Source organism: Mesobacillus subterraneus (assembly GCF_023715485.1).
Taxonomy (GTDB): Bacteria; Bacillota; Bacilli; order Bacillales; family Cytobacillaceae; genus Mesobacillus; species Mesobacillus subterraneus_B.
In genome coordinates, this window is record NZ_JAMBOF010000001.1 from 212,050 (window position 1) to 230,592 (window position 18,543).

At 42.5% G+C, this 18,543-nt stretch carries 17 protein-coding genes; 9 read left to right on the plus strand and 8 right to left on the minus strand.

Annotated features, from left to right (window positions below):
* Positions 1-40: 40 nt before the first annotated feature.
* From M3204_RS01080 to M3204_RS01105, 6 genes are all read left to right on the plus strand, one after another.
* Entirely contained in the window at positions 41-1,318 is a 1,278-nt protein-coding gene (locus tag M3204_RS01080; RefSeq protein WP_251477286.1) for a sugar ABC transporter substrate-binding protein, read from the plus strand.
* Positions 1,319-1,642: 324 nt separating this feature from the next.
* Positions 1,643-2,926 (plus strand): carbohydrate ABC transporter permease, encoded by a 1,284-nt coding sequence (locus M3204_RS01085; RefSeq protein WP_251477289.1) that lies wholly within the window; start codon positions 1,643-1,645, stop codon positions 2,924-2,926.
* A 1-nt stretch (position 2,927) separates the two neighbouring features.
* A complete protein-coding gene (locus tag M3204_RS01090) occupies positions 2,928-3,770 on the plus strand; it encodes a sugar ABC transporter permease (protein WP_251477292.1) in 843 nt (280 codons plus the stop codon).
* A gap of 69 nt (positions 3,771-3,839) precedes the next feature.
* Positions 3,840-5,375 (plus strand): alpha-amylase family glycosyl hydrolase, encoded by a 1,536-nt coding sequence (locus M3204_RS01095; protein ID WP_251477295.1) that lies wholly within the window; start codon positions 3,840-3,842, stop codon positions 5,373-5,375.
* A gap of 20 nt (positions 5,376-5,395) precedes the next feature.
* Entirely contained in the window at positions 5,396-7,756 is a 2,361-nt protein-coding gene (locus M3204_RS01100; RefSeq protein WP_251477298.1) for a glycoside hydrolase family 31 protein, read from the plus strand.
* A 41-nt stretch (positions 7,757-7,797) separates the two neighbouring features.
* On the plus strand, positions 7,798-8,841 hold the full coding sequence (locus tag M3204_RS01105; RefSeq protein WP_251477301.1) for a LacI family DNA-binding transcriptional regulator: 1,044 nt from the start codon (positions 7,798-7,800) through the stop codon (positions 8,839-8,841).
* Positions 8,842-8,887: 46 nt separating this feature from the next.
* Here M3204_RS01105 and M3204_RS01110 read toward each other — a convergent pair whose 3' ends face one another.
* From M3204_RS01110 to M3204_RS01120, 3 genes are all read right to left on the minus strand, one after another.
* The gene (locus tag M3204_RS01110; protein WP_251477305.1) at positions 8,888-9,754 is read right to left on the minus strand and encodes an SDR family oxidoreductase; all 867 of its coding nucleotides are present in this window, start codon (positions 9,752-9,754) and stop codon (positions 8,888-8,890) included.
* A 473-nt stretch (positions 9,755-10,227) separates the two neighbouring features.
* A complete protein-coding gene (locus M3204_RS01115) occupies positions 10,228-11,880 on the minus strand; it encodes a CoA-disulfide reductase (protein ID WP_251477308.1) in 1,653 nt (550 codons plus the stop codon).
* 293 nt (positions 11,881-12,173) lie between these two features.
* Entirely contained in the window at positions 12,174-12,665 is a 492-nt protein-coding gene (locus M3204_RS01120) for a YajQ family cyclic di-GMP-binding protein (RefSeq protein WP_251477311.1), read from the minus strand.
* 229 nt (positions 12,666-12,894) lie between these two features.
* On the opposite strand from M3204_RS01120, the gene M3204_RS01125 reads away from it, so the two are divergent.
* Positions 12,895-13,758, plus strand: coding sequence for a CvfB family protein (locus M3204_RS01125; protein ID WP_251477314.1), 864 nt, complete (start codon positions 12,895-12,897; stop codon positions 13,756-13,758).
* Positions 13,759-13,789: 31 nt separating this feature from the next.
* Here the strand turns inward: M3204_RS01125 and M3204_RS01130 are convergent, their stop codons facing one another.
* On the minus strand, positions 13,790-13,921 hold the full coding sequence (locus M3204_RS01130) for a DUF3941 domain-containing protein (protein ID WP_207498922.1): 132 nt from the start codon (positions 13,919-13,921) through the stop codon (positions 13,790-13,792).
* Positions 13,922-13,988: 67 nt separating this feature from the next.
* On the minus strand, positions 13,989-14,849 hold the full coding sequence (locus M3204_RS01135; protein WP_251477317.1) for a DegV family protein: 861 nt from the start codon (positions 14,847-14,849) through the stop codon (positions 13,989-13,991).
* 129 nt (positions 14,850-14,978) lie between these two features.
* On the opposite strand from M3204_RS01135, the gene M3204_RS01140 reads away from it, so the two are divergent.
* Together M3204_RS01140 and M3204_RS01145 are read left to right on the plus strand one after the other, a co-directional pair.
* A complete protein-coding gene (locus M3204_RS01140; protein ID WP_251477320.1) occupies positions 14,979-15,821 on the plus strand; it encodes a YitT family protein in 843 nt (280 codons plus the stop codon).
* Between the two features lie 23 nt (positions 15,822-15,844).
* A complete protein-coding gene (locus tag M3204_RS01145) occupies positions 15,845-16,630 on the plus strand; it encodes a BsuPI-related putative proteinase inhibitor (protein WP_251477323.1) in 786 nt (261 codons plus the stop codon).
* Positions 16,631-16,690: 60 nt separating this feature from the next.
* Here the strand turns inward: M3204_RS01145 and M3204_RS01150 are convergent, their stop codons facing one another.
* The 3 genes from M3204_RS01150 to M3204_RS01160 all read right to left on the minus strand — a co-directional run bounded on the left by M3204_RS01150 (position 16,691) and on the right by M3204_RS01160 (position 18,424).
* A complete protein-coding gene (locus M3204_RS01150) occupies positions 16,691-16,882 on the minus strand; it encodes a DUF3813 domain-containing protein (protein ID WP_251477325.1) in 192 nt (63 codons plus the stop codon).
* Between the two features lies 1 nt (position 16,883).
* Positions 16,884-17,036 carry a hypothetical protein gene (locus M3204_RS01155; protein ID WP_251477327.1) on the minus strand — a complete coding sequence of 51 codons (153 nt, stop codon included), beginning with the start codon at positions 17,034-17,036 and terminating at the stop codon, positions 16,884-16,886.
* A 569-nt stretch (positions 17,037-17,605) separates the two neighbouring features.
* A complete protein-coding gene (locus M3204_RS01160) occupies positions 17,606-18,424 on the minus strand; it encodes a Cof-type HAD-IIB family hydrolase (protein WP_251477330.1) in 819 nt (272 codons plus the stop codon).
* Positions 18,425-18,543 lie beyond the last annotated feature (119 nt).

Here is an 18,543-nt window from a genome sequence, read left to right on the forward strand (position 1 = left end):
AATAAAAAAGTATAAACACATTTTTAGGAGGGGTATACACATGAAAAAGGCATTGTCGATTTTCATGATGCTGATCTTGATGATTGGCGCTCTTGCTGCTTGTGGACCTAAAGAAGAAGAAAACACAGGTTCAAAAGACAACGGCGAGAAAACAGAAGATGCTTCAAAACCAGAGAAGCTAGTAGTTTGGGAAGATAAAGAAAAGTCTGTCTGGCTTAAAAAAGTAGCAGCTGACTTCGAAAAAGAAAACGGTATCAAAATCGAGTTCAAAGAAGTAGAAATGGCTACAAAAATGAAAGAGCAATTACGTCTAGACGGTCCTGCGGGAACTGGCCCAGACATCATCACTCTTCCACATGATCAAATCGGTGAGCTTGCAGTTCAAGGCCACATTGCTGAACTTAATGTAAGCGACGATGTTAAGAAGACTTTCTCTGAGTCTTCAATCTCTGCACAATCTTTCGATGGAAAATTATACGGACTTCCAAAGTCTGCTGAAACTCCAGTATTCATCTACAACAAAGCTCTTATGACTGAAGTTCCTGCTACAATGGAAGATTTATACGAATTTGCTAAAGCTAACACTAAAGATGGCAAGTACGGTTTCCTTGCACTTTGGGATAACTTCTACTTCGCACACGCTCCAATCGGCGGCAACGGCGGTTATGTATTCGGAGAAAAAGACGGAGCTCTTAACCCACAAGATCTTGGCTTGAACAACGAAGGTGCTGTAAAAGGTACTGAGTACATCCAGAAGTGGTATGCTGAAAAGTTATTCCCTAACGGTATCGTTGGCGAAAGCGGCGGTTCTGCTATGGACGGACTATTCAACGAAGGTAATGTTGCATCTGTAATGAATGGACCATGGGCATTCGGCGGCATGAAAGATGCTGGCATTGATTTCGGTGTTGCTCCATTCCCTAAATTCGCAGATGGAACTCCTATGAAAACTTTCATGGGTGTTAAAGGATGGCACGTTTCTTCTTACTCTAAGAACCAAGAATGGGCTACTAAATTCCTTGAGTACATCACGAACGACGAAAATGCGAAATACCGTTTCGAACAAACAAAAGAAGTTCCTACTAACGTAGCATTGGTTGATGACCCAGCAATCGCTGAAGATCAAGGCGCTAAAGCTGTAGCTCTTCAAACTCAAGACGCTGTTCCAATGCCAAACATCCCAGAAATGGGTGAAGTTTGGGGACCAATGGCAAGCGCATTGCAAACTGTTGTAACTGGTAAAGCTCAACCTAAAGAAGCTCTTGATGGAGCTGTTAAGCAAATCGAGCAAAACATTAAGCAAAACCACTCTAAATAATATCAGATGCAGCAGTACCTCCCACGGGGGGTACTGCTGTATTTTACAAGAGAAAATCCCAATATATGTTTCCTGCCATACTAGTAAGCGGAAAGTCATAAAGTTTATAAAAAGTGGAGTAAAAAAGTCTTTCATTGGGCAAACGTTTGCGCTAGAATAGACTTATGACGATCAGATGCTTCATGAGAGTGAAAACAAGAGTTTGTTAATATTGCAGGATGCTGCCAGGAGCTTACCTCTGGTAGAGATTTAATGTATTCGTTCTCATAAAGCATCTGATGCTTTTGGTTTTATCAATCATAGAAAGAGAAAGGGGAATATAGGATGAAAGAGAAATCCTATCAAACCAACCACCGCAGAATAGCAACAGCCCTTTCGATCATTCCAGGGCTTGGACAGCTATACAACAAACAATATTTAAAAGGAATCGCTTTTCTCATTTTAACAGGTGCATTTTTCGGTGTGTTTGCCGACTTGCTAAACATGGGATTATGGGGTCTGTTCACTTTGGGAGAACAAACACCCAGAGACCACTCGATCTTCTTGCTGGTTGAAGGAATCCTTGCAGTCATCGTCTTGATTTTTGGAATCGGTTTCTATCTCTTCAACCTAAATGATGCATACAAGAACGGCTTAAAGAGAGATTCAGGAGAACGCATCAGCACCGTTAAGGAGCAATACAATAACCTGATCGACAATGGATTCCCATATTTGATCATGTCACCGGGTTTCCTCTTGCTTATTTTCGTTGTAGTGTTTCCAATCATATTTGTAGTCTTGCTCGCATTTACGAACTACGACCTTTACCATTCTCCTCCTGCGAAGCTGGTAGACTGGGTGGGCCTTAAAAACTTCTTCGACCTGTTCCAATTGGAATCTTGGCGTCAAACATTCTTCTCGGTCTTATCATGGACAATTATCTGGACTTTCGTTGCTACTACTTTCCAGGTTGCGCTTGGAATGTTCCTGGCAATCCTCGTGAACCAGAAGGATGTAAAAGGAAAAGCACTCATCCGTACAGTGTTCATTCTTCCTTGGGCTGTCCCGGCATTCGTTTCAATCCTGGTTTTCGCTGGTATGTTCAATGAATCATTTGGTGCGATCAATCGTGACATCCTTGGCTTTTTCGGCATTGATCCGATTCCTTGGATGACAGAAGCTATGTATACGAAAATTGCGTTGATTTTAATTCAGACTTGGCTTGGATTCCCATTCATTTTCGCGATGACTACTGGTGTCCTGCAATCCATTCCGGAAGAATTGTATGAAGCAGCCACTGTGGACGGCGCAACTAATTTCCAAAAGTTCAAGAATATCACTTTGCCGCTCGTGCTTTTTGCAACAGCGCCAATTTTGATTACGCAATATACTTTCAACTTCAACAACTTTAATATCATTTATCTATTTAATGGCGGAGGACCTGCAGTTCCAGGTGCTAACGCTGGTGGAACAGATATCCTGATTTCCTGGATTTACAGCCTCACCATGACATCTGCACAATATTCTAAAGCTGCTGCTATCACAATGCTGTTATCACTGATCGTAATTGGTGTAGCTTTATGGCAGTTCAAGAGAACGAAATCATTCCAAGAAGAGGATATGATGTGATATGAGTATAAAAAGACAGAAGTATATCAGACTGACACTGACTTATCTTGTGATTTTGGCAATGTTTGCGATCATTATCTATCCGCTCCTATGGATTGTTGGTTCTTCTTTCAATCCAGGGCAGAGTCTTTCCGGGTCGAACATCATCCCTAAAAATGCGACTCTGGCACACTATAAGGAGCTCTTCGATTTAGATAGAAGCAACTATTTATACTGGTACTGGAACTCACTTAAGGTAAGTGTGCTGACAATGATCTTCACAGTCATCCTTGTCAGCTTGACTGCTTACTCATTTTCCCGCTACCGTTTTGTTGGACGAAAAAATAGCTTGATGACTTTCTTGATCCTGCAGATGATTCCAAACTTTGCAGCATTGATTGCAATATTCATTCTTGCCTTGCTTACAGGTTTATTGGATTCTCATTTTGGTTTGATCCTTGTATATGTTGGAGGAGCTATACCGATGAATACCTGGCTGATGAAGGGATATCTGGATACAATTCCGAAAGAGCTTGATGAATCAGCTAAAATGGACGGTGCGGGGCACCTGAGGATCTTCTTCCAAATCGTTATGCCGCTTGCGACACCAATCATTGCCGTAATCGCATTGTTCTCTTTCATTGCTCCATTTGGAGACTTTATCTTGGCAACTGTGCTGTTAAGGACTGAAAGTAAATATACTTTAGCGGTTGGATTATATGATATGGTAGCAAAACAATTTGGAGCAGAATTTACAACATTCGCTGCAGGTGCTGTTCTCATTGCAGTTCCTATCGCGATCTTGTTCCTGTCATTCCAAAAATACTTTGTATCTGGTTTGACGGCTGGTGGAACAAAAGGATAATCTATTAGGGCAAACACTTTTAAGCAAAGGCCATATTGGCCTTTGCTTAAATTATGAGGAGGAGCGGAGATGAAAAAAAGACTCATCTTCATCTTGATTCCGTTTCTTCTTTTTTACGCCCTCCCTGTAGGAGCTGTTGAAAAAGAAGGACGCAATTGGCAGGATGAAACAATCTATTTTTTAATGGTGGACCGTTTTAACAACGGTGATAATAGCAATGATTTCAAGGTGGATGTGAATGATCCGAAGGCTTACCATGGCGGAGATTTCCAGGGGATCATCGATGAACTGGACTATATTAAGGATATGGGGTTTACCGCAATCTGGCTTACTCCTATTTTTGATAATGTAGAGAAAGGCTATCATGGCTATTGGATCAATGATTTCTATAATACCGAAGAGCATTTTGGAAGCGTTGACAAATTCAAAGAGCTTGTGAAGGAAGCACATAAGCGTGACATCAAGATTATCCTGGATTTTGTCGTCAACCATGTTGCCCCAGAAAATGAATGGGTTAATGATCCTGCTAAAAAGGATTGGTTCCATGAGAAGCAGGACATTATCGACTGGAATAATCAGGATCAGCTTGAGAACAACTGGCTGTATGGCTTGCCAGATCTCGCCCAGGAAAATCCTGAAACGAGAAAATATCTTCTTGATAATGCTAAATGGTGGATAGAAGAGACAGATATTGACGGCTACAGGCTCGATACAGTCCGGCATGTACCTGTTGATTTTTGGTCGGAGTTTTCCAAAGAAGTGAAAACCGTCAAAAAGGATTTTTATTTGATCGGCGAGGTGTGGTCAAATGATCCGAATTATATCGCGGAGTATGACAAGGCTGGAATAGACGGTTTCGTCGACTATCCGCTGAATGACCATTTACGCACAGCTTTTGCCAAGCCTGACCAGACTTTGGACTGGCTTTTTACGACAGCTAAAAGAAACGAAGCGATCTATGAAGATCCTGAACTGATGGGGAACTTCATGGACAATCATGATACTGTCCGTTTCACAAGGGATGCGGTCCAGAATCGTCAGCACCCGGGAACGAGATGGAAGCTTGCCCTGACTTATTTATATACTGCACCTGGGATTCCAATCGTATATTATGGCAGCGAAATTGCCATGGATGGCGGGGAGGACCCCGATAATCGCAGGCAGATGAGTTTCCGGGCAGACAAAGAATTGATCGATTATATCACGAAAATTGGCGAGCTTCGCAATGACCTGCCGTCTTTGACTCGTGGAGACCTGGAAGTCCTTTACGAAAAGGAAGGCATGGCCGTGTTCAAACGAACTTATAAGGATGAAACAGCGGTCATTGCAATCAATAATACATCCAACACACAAAATATCACATTAACTTCAGAGCAGCTTGAAGAGGATAAAGAATTAAGAGGCTTGCTTGCCAATGACCTTGTCAGAAGCAGCAATGGCGAATACAACCTTGCGATTGATCGTGAGGAATCGGAGATCTATGTCCTTGCAGATAAGACTGGATTGAATATTCCGTACCTACTCGCAATGACTGCTGTATATGCTGCTTTCTTTGGTTTCATCTTTATTCTTGTAAGAAAAGCGAAAAAGAGAAAGAACTCCTAGAGCAAGGAGGTTCATGTATTATGTTGGAAGATACTAGCTTTGCGATCCACCCTGGGCAAAAAAAGGATGATCGAAATGACGAGTTCCATGATATCGGCAATGCCCATACTATAAGGCATACGGATAATGAAATCTTTGTTTCCACCGATTCTGGGGAGCTCGCAGTGCGATTTTACCGAAAAGATATTGTTCGCTTTGTTTATAATCCATTTAAAAAGGTAAGCATTGGCAGCAGTCCGGCCCTGGAGTTGACTCCGGAAAAAGTAGAAATGAAGGTTAGTGAAGATGGCGATTCGATCCTGGCTGAGACTCACGCTTTATCTATTAAGATTGCTAAAACACCAATCAGGATTTCAGTTGCCGATGCTCATGGCCGTGAGCTGCTAAATCAAGGAGTCAAGGGTATCGGGTTTAAGTATAATGGTGAAGTGATTTGTCATAACACTATGGAAACAGATGACCACTTTTATGGCTTTGGCGAAAAAACAGGCTATCTGGATAAGCGCGGCGAAAAAATGACGATGTGGAATACGGACGTTTATGCTCCCCATAATCCTGAAACGGATGCCCTCTATCAATCGGTTCCCTATTTTATGGTATTGAGGAATGGGGAAGCGCACGGAGTCTATTTCGATAATACCTTTAAATCGAGCTTTGACTTCCGGACGGAACCAGATACTTATTCATTTGGTGCTGAAGGCGGTCAGGTTGATTTTTACGTAATGGCGGGACCTGGGCCTAAAGAAGTGCTTGAACAGTACACAGCGTTGACGGGAAGGGCTCCTATTCCGCCAAAGTGGGCAATTGGTTACCATCAGTCGCGCTACAGCTATGAATCTGAACAAGAAGTCAGAGAGTTGGCAGCGATATTCAAAGAAAAGAATATCCCGCTTGATGCCATTTACCTGGATATTCATTATATGGACGAGTACAGGGTTTTCACCTTCGATCGTGATGGATTTCCCGATCCGGAAAAATTGGTCAGAGATTTGAAGGAACAGGGCATTCGTCTCATTCCAATTGTCGATCCAGGTGTGAAAGAGGATCCCGATTATTCAATTTATCAGGAAGGCATCCAAGGTGATCATTTCTGTAAATACATTGAAGGGAATATTTACTTTGGGGATGTCTGGCCAGGAAATAGTGCATTTCCTGACTTTACTGATAAAAAGGTCCGTGAGTGGTGGGGAGAAAAACACCAATATTATTCTGACCTTGGAATTGAAGGTATTTGGAATGACATGAATGAACCGGCTGTTTTTAATGAGTCGAAAACGATGGACTTGAAGGTCATGCATCGGAATGACGGACAACCCAAAACCCATCGGGAGCTCCACAACGTGTACGGCTTGCTGATGGGGGATGCCACTTATAATGGCATGAAAAAGCAGCTTAACGGAAAAAGGCCATTTTTGCTGACAAGGTCCGGTTTTGCAGGTGTACAGAAGTATGCTGCAGTTTGGACTGGAGATAATCGCAGTTTCTGGGAACACCTTCAATTATCGCTGCCAATGGTGATGAATCTTGGTTTGTCAGGTATTCCTTTTGCCGGCCCTGATGTTGGAGGCTTTGCCCACGATGCGAACGGCGAGCTGCTGGCTAGATGGACTCAGGTGGGTGCTTTCACTCCATATTTCCGAAACCACAGTGCAATTGGCACTTTACGACAGGAGCCATGGTCATTCGGCAAAAAATATGAAGAAATTATTAAAAAGTATATTGAGCTGCGTTACCAGTGGCTGCCACAGTTATATACTTTATTTGCAGAAGCATATCAATCCGGAACGCCTGTATTGAGGCCGTTGATGCTTGAGTATCCGAATGATAAAAACACGCAAAACCTTAATGACCAGTTCATGATCGGTGATAATGTTATTGTCGCACCTATTATGCAGCCTTCAGTTGAACACCGCGTGGTTTACCTTCCGGAAGGCGACTGGGTCGATTACTGGACAGATGAGGTCTTTGCTGGCGGCATGCACCATCTGGTAAAAGCTCCGCTTGAAGTTTTGCCTGTTTTTATAAAACAAGGCACAGCGGTTTCACTTTCTGAAGTTAGACATTCTTCTGAAGCAGCAGACAACAAGCGGTATTTGCATGTTTACTACAAAGAAAACAGCAAAACGAACTTTAAAATGTATGATGATGATGGAAAAACGTTTGGTTATGAAATCGGGGAATACTGCCAGAAAAGCTTCGATATTGAAGTTGCCAACGGCGAAGTTTCAATAGCAGTTACTGTTGAGGGGGACTTCAAACCAGCCTGGCGGGAAATCGATGTCGTCATTCATGGAGCACCAGAACTTACCAACGTTGTTGTCAATGGGGAAATAAAGAAGGCAGAAAAAAATACGGAAAAAACCTGTACAATTCATTTATAATATAGATAAGGAATTTTTTCTGGCAAGAGGGAGGGGAACTTATGGCTGTCACAATCAAAGATGTTGCAAAGGTAGCAAATGTCGCGCCTTCAACTGTCTCGCGTGTAATCGCCAACAGTCCTAGAATCAGCGAAAAAACGAAAGAAAGAGTCAGGGAGGTTATGGACCAGCTTGGGTATCACCCAAACTTTATTGCCAGAAGCCTTGCAAGCCAATCTACACGGGCAATTGGGCTTGTTATGCCAAGTTCCACCGATGTAGTTTTCCAAAACCCGTTCTTTCCAACAGTATTGACGGGCTTGAGCGAAGGAGCCCATGCTAAGCAGTATGCACTCCATATGACAACCGGCAAGACCGAAGATGAAATCTTCGACGGCGTTGTCGCAATGGTCCAGGGCGGAAGAGTGGATGGCGTGATCCTTTTGTATTCAAAGGTAGAAGACAGGGTCATTGCCTACCTGAAGGAAAGAGATTTTCCATTTGTGGTAATTGGCAAGCCTTTCAAAGATGATGAAAATACAAGCTATGTCGATAACGACAATTTTAAGGCTGGTAAAGAAGTAACTGAGCATCTAATTCAGCTGGGCCATGATAGAATCGGATTCATTGGTGGAAACCTGGATTTGGTCGTGACAGTAGAACGTCTGCTTGGTTATGAAAAAGCATTGCGGAATTCAGGAATCAAGCTTGTGGATGATTATATTGTCAATGACGAATTCCTCCGTGAGAGCGGGCAGGATGCAGTAAAGGAATTGCTCTCTCTTGAGAGGCCTCCGACCGCGATGGTAGTTGCCGATGACCTTATGGCTCTCGGTGTTTTGAATAAACTAGATGAAATGGGAATCTCTGTTCCTGACGATATTTCCATTGTCAGTTTCAATAATGTCTTAATCGCTGAGATGGCAAGGCCGCCGCTGACATCAGTTGATATCAATATCTTTGAGCTTGGATTCCAGGCTGCCAAAAGCCTGATTCAAAAGATCGAAAATCCTGAGGAACCGATCAAAAGAATCATCGTTCCATTCAAGATCGTTCCAAGATTTTCGTGCGGTGAACCGAAGGACCATAAACACGCTCTAGTATAAATACGAAAAAAGCAAAGCAGCGATGCTTTGCTTTTTTGATTGGAATTTACCCATTAACGATTGTGCCGCCGTTGACATGGATTGTCTGACCGCTGACGTAGGTTGAATCGTCACTTGCGAGATAGACATATGCAGGTGCAAGTTCGAAAGGTTGCCCTGCACGTCCCATTGGCGCGTTCGTACCAAACTTCGCTACCTCCTCAGCAGAGAAGGTGGAAGGAATGAGCGGTGTCCAGATAGGCCCCGGAGCGACGCTATTCACTCGAATGCCCTGTGATGCCAGTGACATGGCAAGGGAACGCGTAAACGTGACAATTGCTCCTTTGGTAGCCGAGTAGTCAATCAATGTCTCATGGCCCTTATATGCCGTAATGGAGGACGTATTGATGATCGAGCTTCCTTTCTTAAGATATGGAAGGACTGCCTTCGTTAAATGGAACATCGAGAAAATATTTGTGCGGAATGTTTTCTCAAGCTGGTCTGCAGAAATGTCGAGCAAGCTCTTCTGAGGATGCTGCTCTGCAGCATTATTGACCAGGATATCAATCTTCCCAAATTCATCTAGCGTTTTCTTTGCAGCCTCCGCGCAGAATTCTTCACTGCCAACATCTCCGGCAATCAAAAGACATTTCCGGCCTTCCGCTTCAATCAGCTCTTTTGTCGTTTGAGCATCGCTGTTCTCTTCGAGATATACGATGGCTACGTCAGCGCCTTCTTTTGCGAAATAAATTGCGGCAGACTTCCCGATACCGCTGTCGCCACCGGTAATTAAAGCAACTTTTCCGTCTAATTTTCCAGACCCTTTATAGTTTTCATCAACCGATTTAGGTTCAGGTTTCATTTCTGGTTCAGTTCCTGGCTGGTGGTCCTGATGCTGGGGCGGAAAGCCCTGTTTTTTATTTTCATTTGGCATGTTTTAATTCACTCCTGATATTTTGATTCGACATTTATTAAATTCCTTTAAAAACCATAGAAAAAACATGGAAAATCCTTCATTTGATTAAAAAGGCTATTTATCAAGTGAAAAATAGAAACGGTAATGAGCATTGCATTGCCCGAAATGCGATCGAGAGCCGCGAAACGGTAAAAGGAAAGGGCCTGCATTGCCCGAAATGCGATCGAGAGCCGCGAAACGGTAAAAGGAAAAGGTCTGCATTGCCCGAAATGTGTTCGAAAGCCGCGAAACGGTAAAAGGAAAAGGTCTGCATTGCCCGAAATGTGTTCGAAAGCCGCGAAACGGTAAAAGGAAAGGGCCTGCATTGCCCGAAATGCATTCGAGAGCCGCGAAACGGTAAAAGGAAGTATCCTGCAACCCGAAATGCATTCGATGAAATCCTTTTATAATCCATAGAAAAAAGCGGCCTCCATATGGAAGCCGCTGATGTGTTAATTCAATTTATTTTTGAAGATGGAGTAAGTTTTGTAACCACCTGTCAGGTTCTTGACTTTGAAACCATTTTGCTGGAGGATTCGAGATGCAAGGTAGCCTCGCAAACCGACCTGGCAAGTGATCAGGATTGTTTCGTCCTTTGGAAGTTCTTCGAGACGGCTGCGAAGGTCATCCAGCGGAATGTTCTTTGAGCCTTCAATTTTGCCCTGATCATGTTCTTTCTCAGTACGTACGTCAATCATGTACGCGCCTTCCTTGATTAAATGGTCTACTTCATAGTGCTGCACTGTTTCGATCGTTCCGTCAACGATATTCGAAGCTACATAACCAGCCATGTTCACTGGGTCCTTGGCAGATGAGAACGGCGGTGCGTAAGCAAGCTCAAGCTCTTGAAGGTCATAGACGCTCAATCGGCCTTTAATAGCTGTTGCGATTACATCGATGCGTTTGTCGACACCGTCTTTACCTACTGCCTGAGCACCATAAATCTTGCCTGTCTCTTTATCAAAAATAACTTTTAGAGACATTTGCTCAGCGCCAGGGTAGTAGCCTGCATGTGACATAGGGTGGATGTGAACTACTTCATATGGAATCCCAAGTCTTCTCAGCAATTTTTCACTGTTTCCTGTAGTTGCCGCAGTTAACTCGAATACTTTAACAATGGAAGTACCAAGAGTACCTGGATATGCAATTTTACGGCCATTGATATGGTGTCCTACAATGTGAGCCTGGCGGTTTGCTGGCCAAGCAAGCGGGATCATTGTTGGCTGTCCGTTGATATAGTCAGTGACTTCGATTGCGTCGCCCATACCGTAAATTGCCTCATCAGAAGTCTGAAGATATTCGTTGACCTTGATGCCGCCGCGTTCGCCAAGCTCGAGGCCAGCATCAATTGCAAGCTTGTTCTCCGGACGTACACCGATTGAAAGGATGATTAATTCAGCATCAAGCACTTTGCCGCTTTCAAGGACAACCTTCGTGCCGTTTTCTTGTACATCCGTGATTCCATCGCCAAGAATCAATTCAACGCCGTTCTTTCTTAATTCATCCTCGACAATCGCAGCCATTTCTGGATCGACTGGTCCCATTACCTGAGGCAATTTTTCAACAAGAGTAACATTCACGCCAGCGTGGACAAGGTTCTCTGCCATCTCCAAGCCGATGAAGCCGCCGCCAATAACGACTGCGTTATTTGGCTTATTGTCTTCTAGGTATGCTTTGATTTTATCCATATCAGGAATATTTCTCAGCGTGAATACATTTGCACTCTTTAAACCTTCGATTGGAGGAACGATTGGTTTTGCACCTGGGGATAATACCAGGACGTCATAGCTTTCTGTATACTCTTCACCAGATTGTACATGCTTCACGGACACTGTTTTTTCTTCCCGGTTGATAGCCGTTACTTCAGAAAAATTACGGATATCCAGATTGTAACGTGCGTTCATACCTTCAACTGTCTGGAGAAGCAATTTATTTCTGTCTTCGATTACACCGCTGATGTGATATGGCAGACCGCAGTTTGCAAAAGAAATGAATTCTCCTCTTTCGAACAATACGATTTCAGCCTTCTCATCTAATCTTCTAAGTTTAGTTGCTGTAGTTGCTCCGCCTGCTACGCCGCCGACGATTACGATTTTTTTACCCATTTTATAGTCATCCTTTCGGTTAAAGATTATTTTTTATACCCCTACTGGTATATTAACGCGAAAATAGGGGGAAACCAATAGAGCTTTGTGAAGGATTTGTGAATGTTTTAATCTAAATTCTCTTCAACAGGGACAAATATCACACTGGTTCAATACAATAATTTTAACTTGTAAATTGAAGAATACCTTGGGTGGTTTGTGAATCATTCATGAACATTTATGTTTATATAACAAAAGCGGACAATGATTCCATAGTCCGCTTTTGTCCTTCATATATAGTTTTATCACTTCTATTAACGATAATTCACAAATTGCACATCAACAGTCAGATCCGCTTCTCTTACCGCGGCAATGATTTTCTGCAAGTCGTCGCGGTTTTTCCCAGTTACACGTACCTGGTCATCCTGTACCTGGCTCTTCACCTTCACGCCGCTGTTTTTAATGATTGTATTGATTTTCTTTGCATTTTCTTTATCGATACCCTGAACCAGCTTTGCTCTCTGGCGAACTGTTCCCCCAGAAGCGCGCTCGACCTTACCATAATCAAGATTTTTCACGGGTATTCCACGCTTGATCATTTTGCTGAATAGAACATCCTTCAACTGGTCAAGCTTAAATTCATCATCCGAAACAAGAACAAGCTCTTCCTTATCAAGCGAAATTTCACTTTTGCTGCCTTTAAAATCATAGCGGGTCTGGATTTCTTTCATTGCAATGCTGATCGCATTTGTGACTTCCGTCATTTCAACTTTGGATACAATATCAAATGAACTCTCTTTAGACATAAGGCTACCTCCAGAAAAACATTTTATTTATGGCTTTATTATAGTAAAATATAGCAGTTCAAACAACTTTACGTAATTTAGGATACCATGCTCTTTTTATAGGTGTATTTTTTGGGATTTATAAACCTTATACGAAGTTTATTTCTTCGACGTTAAAGTAAAACAGCAGTGATCATGAGTTTAGATTAAAAAAATGATCATTGTCAAAAATATAGGCAGGAGGGATATTATGTCCTTGAACGAATATACAGGCCAGACAGTGGAGCTGACCGTCGCGAGAATTGCGGATTATGGTTACTTTTTAACTGACGGGGAGGAGGATGTTCTTCTTCACTCCAATGATACTGACCAGACATTTGAAGAAGGCGATACGGTAGAAGTCTTTCTATTTGTTGACTCACGGGGCAGGCTGACAGCGACTACGGTAATACCCAAAGTCTCAGTTGGAATATATGATTGGGTACCAGTTGCAGATGTGAAGGATGGAATCGGTGTTTTTCTTGATATCGGCATCAGCAAGGATATTTTGCTAGGTGAGGAAGATTTACCGGTTGTTAAATCGGTTTGGCCTCAAAAAGGGGACTTGCTTTATATCACTCTCCGTGTGAATCGCAATAACATGATCTATGCGCGTATGGCAACAGACCCAGTCATCCAGGAAATTTCTATAAAGGCTACAAGGAGCGATTTCAACAAAAACGTTCATGGCTATATTTACCGGACGGCAAGGGTTGGCAGCTGGATCATCACTGCGGAGGGTTTCAAAGGCTTCATCCACGAATCACAGCGCAGGACAGAGCCCCGAATTGGTGAAAAGGTAGAAGGACGTATCATCGATGTAAAAGAAGATGGATCAGTGAATATTTCATTAATGCCGCGTAAACAGGAAGCACTTGATGAAGACGCAGAAAAAATCATGAGCTATTTAGAGTTGAGGAATGGCGCGATGCCTTACCATGACAAGAGCATGGCAGAGGACATCCAGGAACGCTTCGACATGAGCAAAGGCTCTTTCAAACGGGCATTAGGCAGGCTTATGAAGGATGGCAAGATTTATCAAGAAAATAACTGGACATATAAAAAAGAAAAATAGAGCCGTTTTGGCTCTATTTTTTATGGTCTTCTTAGATATGGTCGGTCTTCTTTGAATATTCATTCTTGCCTGCTTTACGGTTTTTCTCGCGCATCATGTTTTTTTCGTGGCGGAGGGCATTGTTGTCCTTCGCTTTTTTATCGTTATCAGAAGTATGCGGCATAATATAAAAACTCCTTTCAGGATAGGATACATTTTATTTTCCCTAAAACCTGAGAGGAGTATGTAAATTATGATGGCAGTTTATTTAAGAAGAAAATTGCAATCGTACCAGGTCCGGTATGGGAGCCGACCGCGGCACCAATAGAAGTGATGAAAACATCCTTTGCATGGAGCTCCTCCATGATCATATTCTTCATCTCTGTGGCTGTCTCAAAATCATCTGCATGGCTGATGCCGACAACCTGGTTTTCAAATGATTCACCGCGTTCTTTCATTACTTCTACAATCCTGCGAAGAAGCTTTTTCTTTCCGCGGATTTTTTCAAGCGGCACCAACTTCCCATCCTCTACATTAAGCAGCGGCTTAATATTCAACAGGCCGCCTACGAATGCAGAAGCTTTTGACACGCGTCCACCTTTGGCAAGATGGTCCAGGTCATCTACAGTGAATAAATGCTCCATATGCTGGCTGTGGAACTGGACAGCTTCAACGATTTCTTCTTTTGAAAAATTCTCTTTCGCCTTCTGTGCTGCTTCCAAAACAACTAGGCCGTATCCAAGGGATGCACATTTTGTATCAATGATCGACAAGTTGAAGTCAGGATATTCCTCCTTAACTTGCCCGGCAATCATGACGGCTGTCTGATATGTTCCTGATAATTGTGAAGAGAAAGCTATGTATATTCCATCCTGCTTATTCTCGGCCAATTCCGTAAAAACTTCTTTAAAACCAGCAGGAGAAGCCTGTGAGGTTTTTGGAAGGTTGCCAGCGCGGATTTGATCGTACACTTGTTTTGGCTGGATTGTTCGTAAATCCTCGTATTCAGTGTCATTAATATGGACCTTCAACGGGAATAGTATTGCATCATTTTCTTCATAAAAACTCAATGGCAAATCACATGCACTGTCAGCCATGATTTTTACTGACATAGAACTTTCACCTGCTTTCAACCTTATATAAGAATAGTTTATCGGTAATATCGCAAAAAGACAATTAAATGTAGTGATTTTCGGCAAAATAGGGGTAGAGGAAGAATAGAAAAAGTAAGGGGGATTTACATGGTCTGGTTGGAAACGAAAAAAATCATCATCGTGGTGATTGGTGCATTTTTAAATGCGATGTCATTAAACTTCTTTTTAATTCCTGCAAATGTCTACGCCAGCGGGTTTACAGGTATAGCGCAGCTCGTGTCAAGCATACTTGGCGAATTTGCGCCGTTTAATATTTCTACAGGGATCCTGCTTTTGCTTTTGAATATCCCGGTGACGATCCTCGGCTGGATGAAGGTAGGAAAATCATTCACTCTTTATAGTTTTATCTCTGTTGCGCTTTCATCTCTTTTCCTTGAAATCCTGCCGGTAAAAGAAGTATCGACTGACATATTGCTGAATGCTGTGTTTGGTGGAGTCATCGCTGCACTCGGAGTAGGACTGACATTGAAATGGGGGGCGTCCACTGGAGGTATGGATATCATCGCGATGGTGCTTTCGCGGATGAACGATCGGCCGGTTGGTACATATTTCTTCACGTTAAATGGCATCATTATATTGACAGCGGGTTATATTTTCGGCTGGGAAAATGCCCTTTATACCTTAGTGTCTTTATATGTATCAACAAGGGTAATTGATGCCATCCATACACGTCATGAAAAATTGACTGCCATGATCGTGACCAAAAAATCAGATGAATTAAAGAATGCCATTCACGATAAATTGGTACGAGGGATCACGCTTCTGCCTGCCAAGGGAGCCTTCTCCGGCGAACCAAAGGAAATGCTGGTCATTGTCATTACGAGGTATGAATTGTATGACCTGGAAAGAATCATAAAGGAAGTCGATCCACACGCCTTCACGAATATTGTTGAGACGGCAGGAATATTCGGGTTCTTCAGAAGGGAGTAAAGTTCAAGAATGGAGGTAAGAAAGTGAAGAAAGTCAGCTTATTAATTATTTTACTGTTGATGGCCGTGGCGCCTGTACTGGCCATTGGAGAGGAAAAACCATCAAGGCAAATGGATTTTAGTTTTTTTGTTGACCCTGTTGCAGGACCGGAACTAGCAGAATTTGAACTTGTCCTCCGGAACAACAGTGATATGCCACTTTCGTTCGAGTTTCCGACATCACAGAAATATGACATAACCGTGCTCGATTCAAAAAAGAAAAAAGTGTACCAATACTCTGAGGGAAAGGCATTTGCCCAGGCGTTTGAAACTCTCACAATAAAACCGCAGGAAAGTGTTAAATGGAAGGAAAGCTGGAATTATGTCACAGCAGCGGGTGAGAGGGTTAAAGAAGGCGAGTACCAGGTAACTGCAAAGCTAAAAGCCATTAATGTGAATGGAAAACCCATTGCAGACCAAAGTTTGCTGACAGATGCGAAGACAATGTATGTTCCCGGGCAGAATCCAGTCTTTATGGGAATAAAGACAGAAGGCAGCAAAGGTAAATATAAAGTGATTGGGCAAGTAAGGCCCCTCAATGGAAAGTTTTTTTATTCGGTCGAGGATGGCCATAATCAGCTGGTCAACGAAACAGAAGTTGTTTTAGATTCAAAGTACCCGCAATGGAAGCCGTTTACTCTCAATATCGCCATACCTGAAAACAAGCTTCCGCAAAACGGGTCCGTCATCCTGAATCTGTATGAGCGAAGCAAGGATGGAGAAATTATTCATACTTATCCTGTGTTGCTTGAAAGGTTCAATAACAACTAAGTAAAAGTAAAAGTAAAAGTAAAAGCAAAAGCTGACGGACGAACCGCCAGCTTTTTGCTTTTACTTGTTTTCAATTGAATTCAGCTCGTCTTGAAATGACCGAAGCTGCTCTTTTTCAGCCATTGTCGTATTCGCGTACGCTGATGACAGAGCATTTTTAGCAGTATACATGGCTGCAGTCTGTTCCGCAGGCTCCGCAGTCTTAGCTAATTGTACAGCTTTCCTTGCTTCCTGAAAAAGCCTGTTTCCCATTTTAAATTCCTCCTAAAGAGGATTCTCTGACATTGGCCATCTTCTGAGCTTCAGCTTCGGCATATGTGGTGTGGTAAGGGATTCGTTGACTATGCTTGGCGACAGTATCTACACCTTGCTGTACAAAACGCTTGGATTTATTGCTTTTACCCATCGTTTACCCCTCCATCTGCGAGCGAATTTGAAACAGGCTAAAAGCCGCTTCACTGATAGTATGCTCTTTCGGTGTAAAATCAACCGGTACAGGAACAGGTTGTATTTGGCAAGATAATGAAGATTAATGGACATTTGGATGAAGAAGAAGCAAGGAAATGTCCAAGAAAGCCATGTTAAAGGACATTTTGATGATGAAGAAACAATGAAATGTCTAAGAAAGCCATGTTAAAGGACATTTTGATGATGAAGAAACAATGAAATGTCCAAGAAAGTCATGTTAAAGGACATTTTAAAGATGAAGAAACAATGAAATGTCCAAGAAAGCCATGTTAAAGGACATTTTGAAGATGAAGAAGCAATAAAATGTCCAAGAAAGCCATGTTAAAGGACATTTTAAAGTTGAAGAAGCAATGAAATGTCTAAGAAAGCCAAGTTAAATGACATTTTGAAGATGAAGAAGCAATGAAATATACAAGAAGGACATTTTCGGCAAGAAATACCGCAAAAACGTCCGATAGAGCTTGAGCTTTCGGACGTTTTAAACTCGGTCATCAAACAGTATTCAATTTAAAGGGCCTTTAAATTCAGCAAATCATTCAAGTAAACGCCGATTCCATCTTCTTCATTGGACAAGGTGATATCATTAGCGATGTTCTTTACAACTTCAATGGCATTGCCCATTGCGATGCCGCGTCCTGCGTACTCAAGCATATCCAAATCATTGTCTTCGTCGCCGAAGGCAATGATTCTTTCAGGCGGGATCTGGAAATAGTCAGATGCCTTCTTTAAGCCGACAGCTTTGTTTAACCCATATTTTACAATTTCAACGACATGGAATGGAGCCGCCCAGCTTCTGTGGTCGATAACTTCTGCATGGACTTCTGACAGGTGGGCACGTATTTTTTTTACATCCTCCTCATCAGAATGGATAAGCATGCTCGTTGGTGACGTCTTCAGGTATCTTCTAAGGTCTCCGGTCGTGATGTTGGGGTTGCCCAGGTTGAAGATATCCATCAATTTCTCGTCATGATAGTGTACATACACATCGTCAATTACTTCGGCGATAATGTTATGGTATTTGAAATCATCGAGTGCCTCGACAATATCCTTCGCAACATCGATCGAAAGAGGAGAATGATGGACTCCCCAGCTTGTGTCCAGAGGATGATGGACGAACGCGCCGTTAAAATTCACAATCGGAGTGTCCAACTTTAGCTCATGATAGTACATTTCGCTTGAACGGAATGGTCTCCCTGTAGCAATCATCACAACATGGCCCTCTTCACGAGCTTTCTGGATCACGCGCTTATTATTTTCGGATATTCTTTTATCATCTGTAAGTAAGGTTCCATCAAGGTCTAATGCGATTAAATGTTTTTCAGCCATAAATACTCCTTTTAAACAATTTTTTTGAATGATATGCGTATGATTGGCTCTTTTTTTATAAGAGTTCTACAATACATATATTAGATGCTGGTTAATAGGTCTCATAACCACTATGGTAA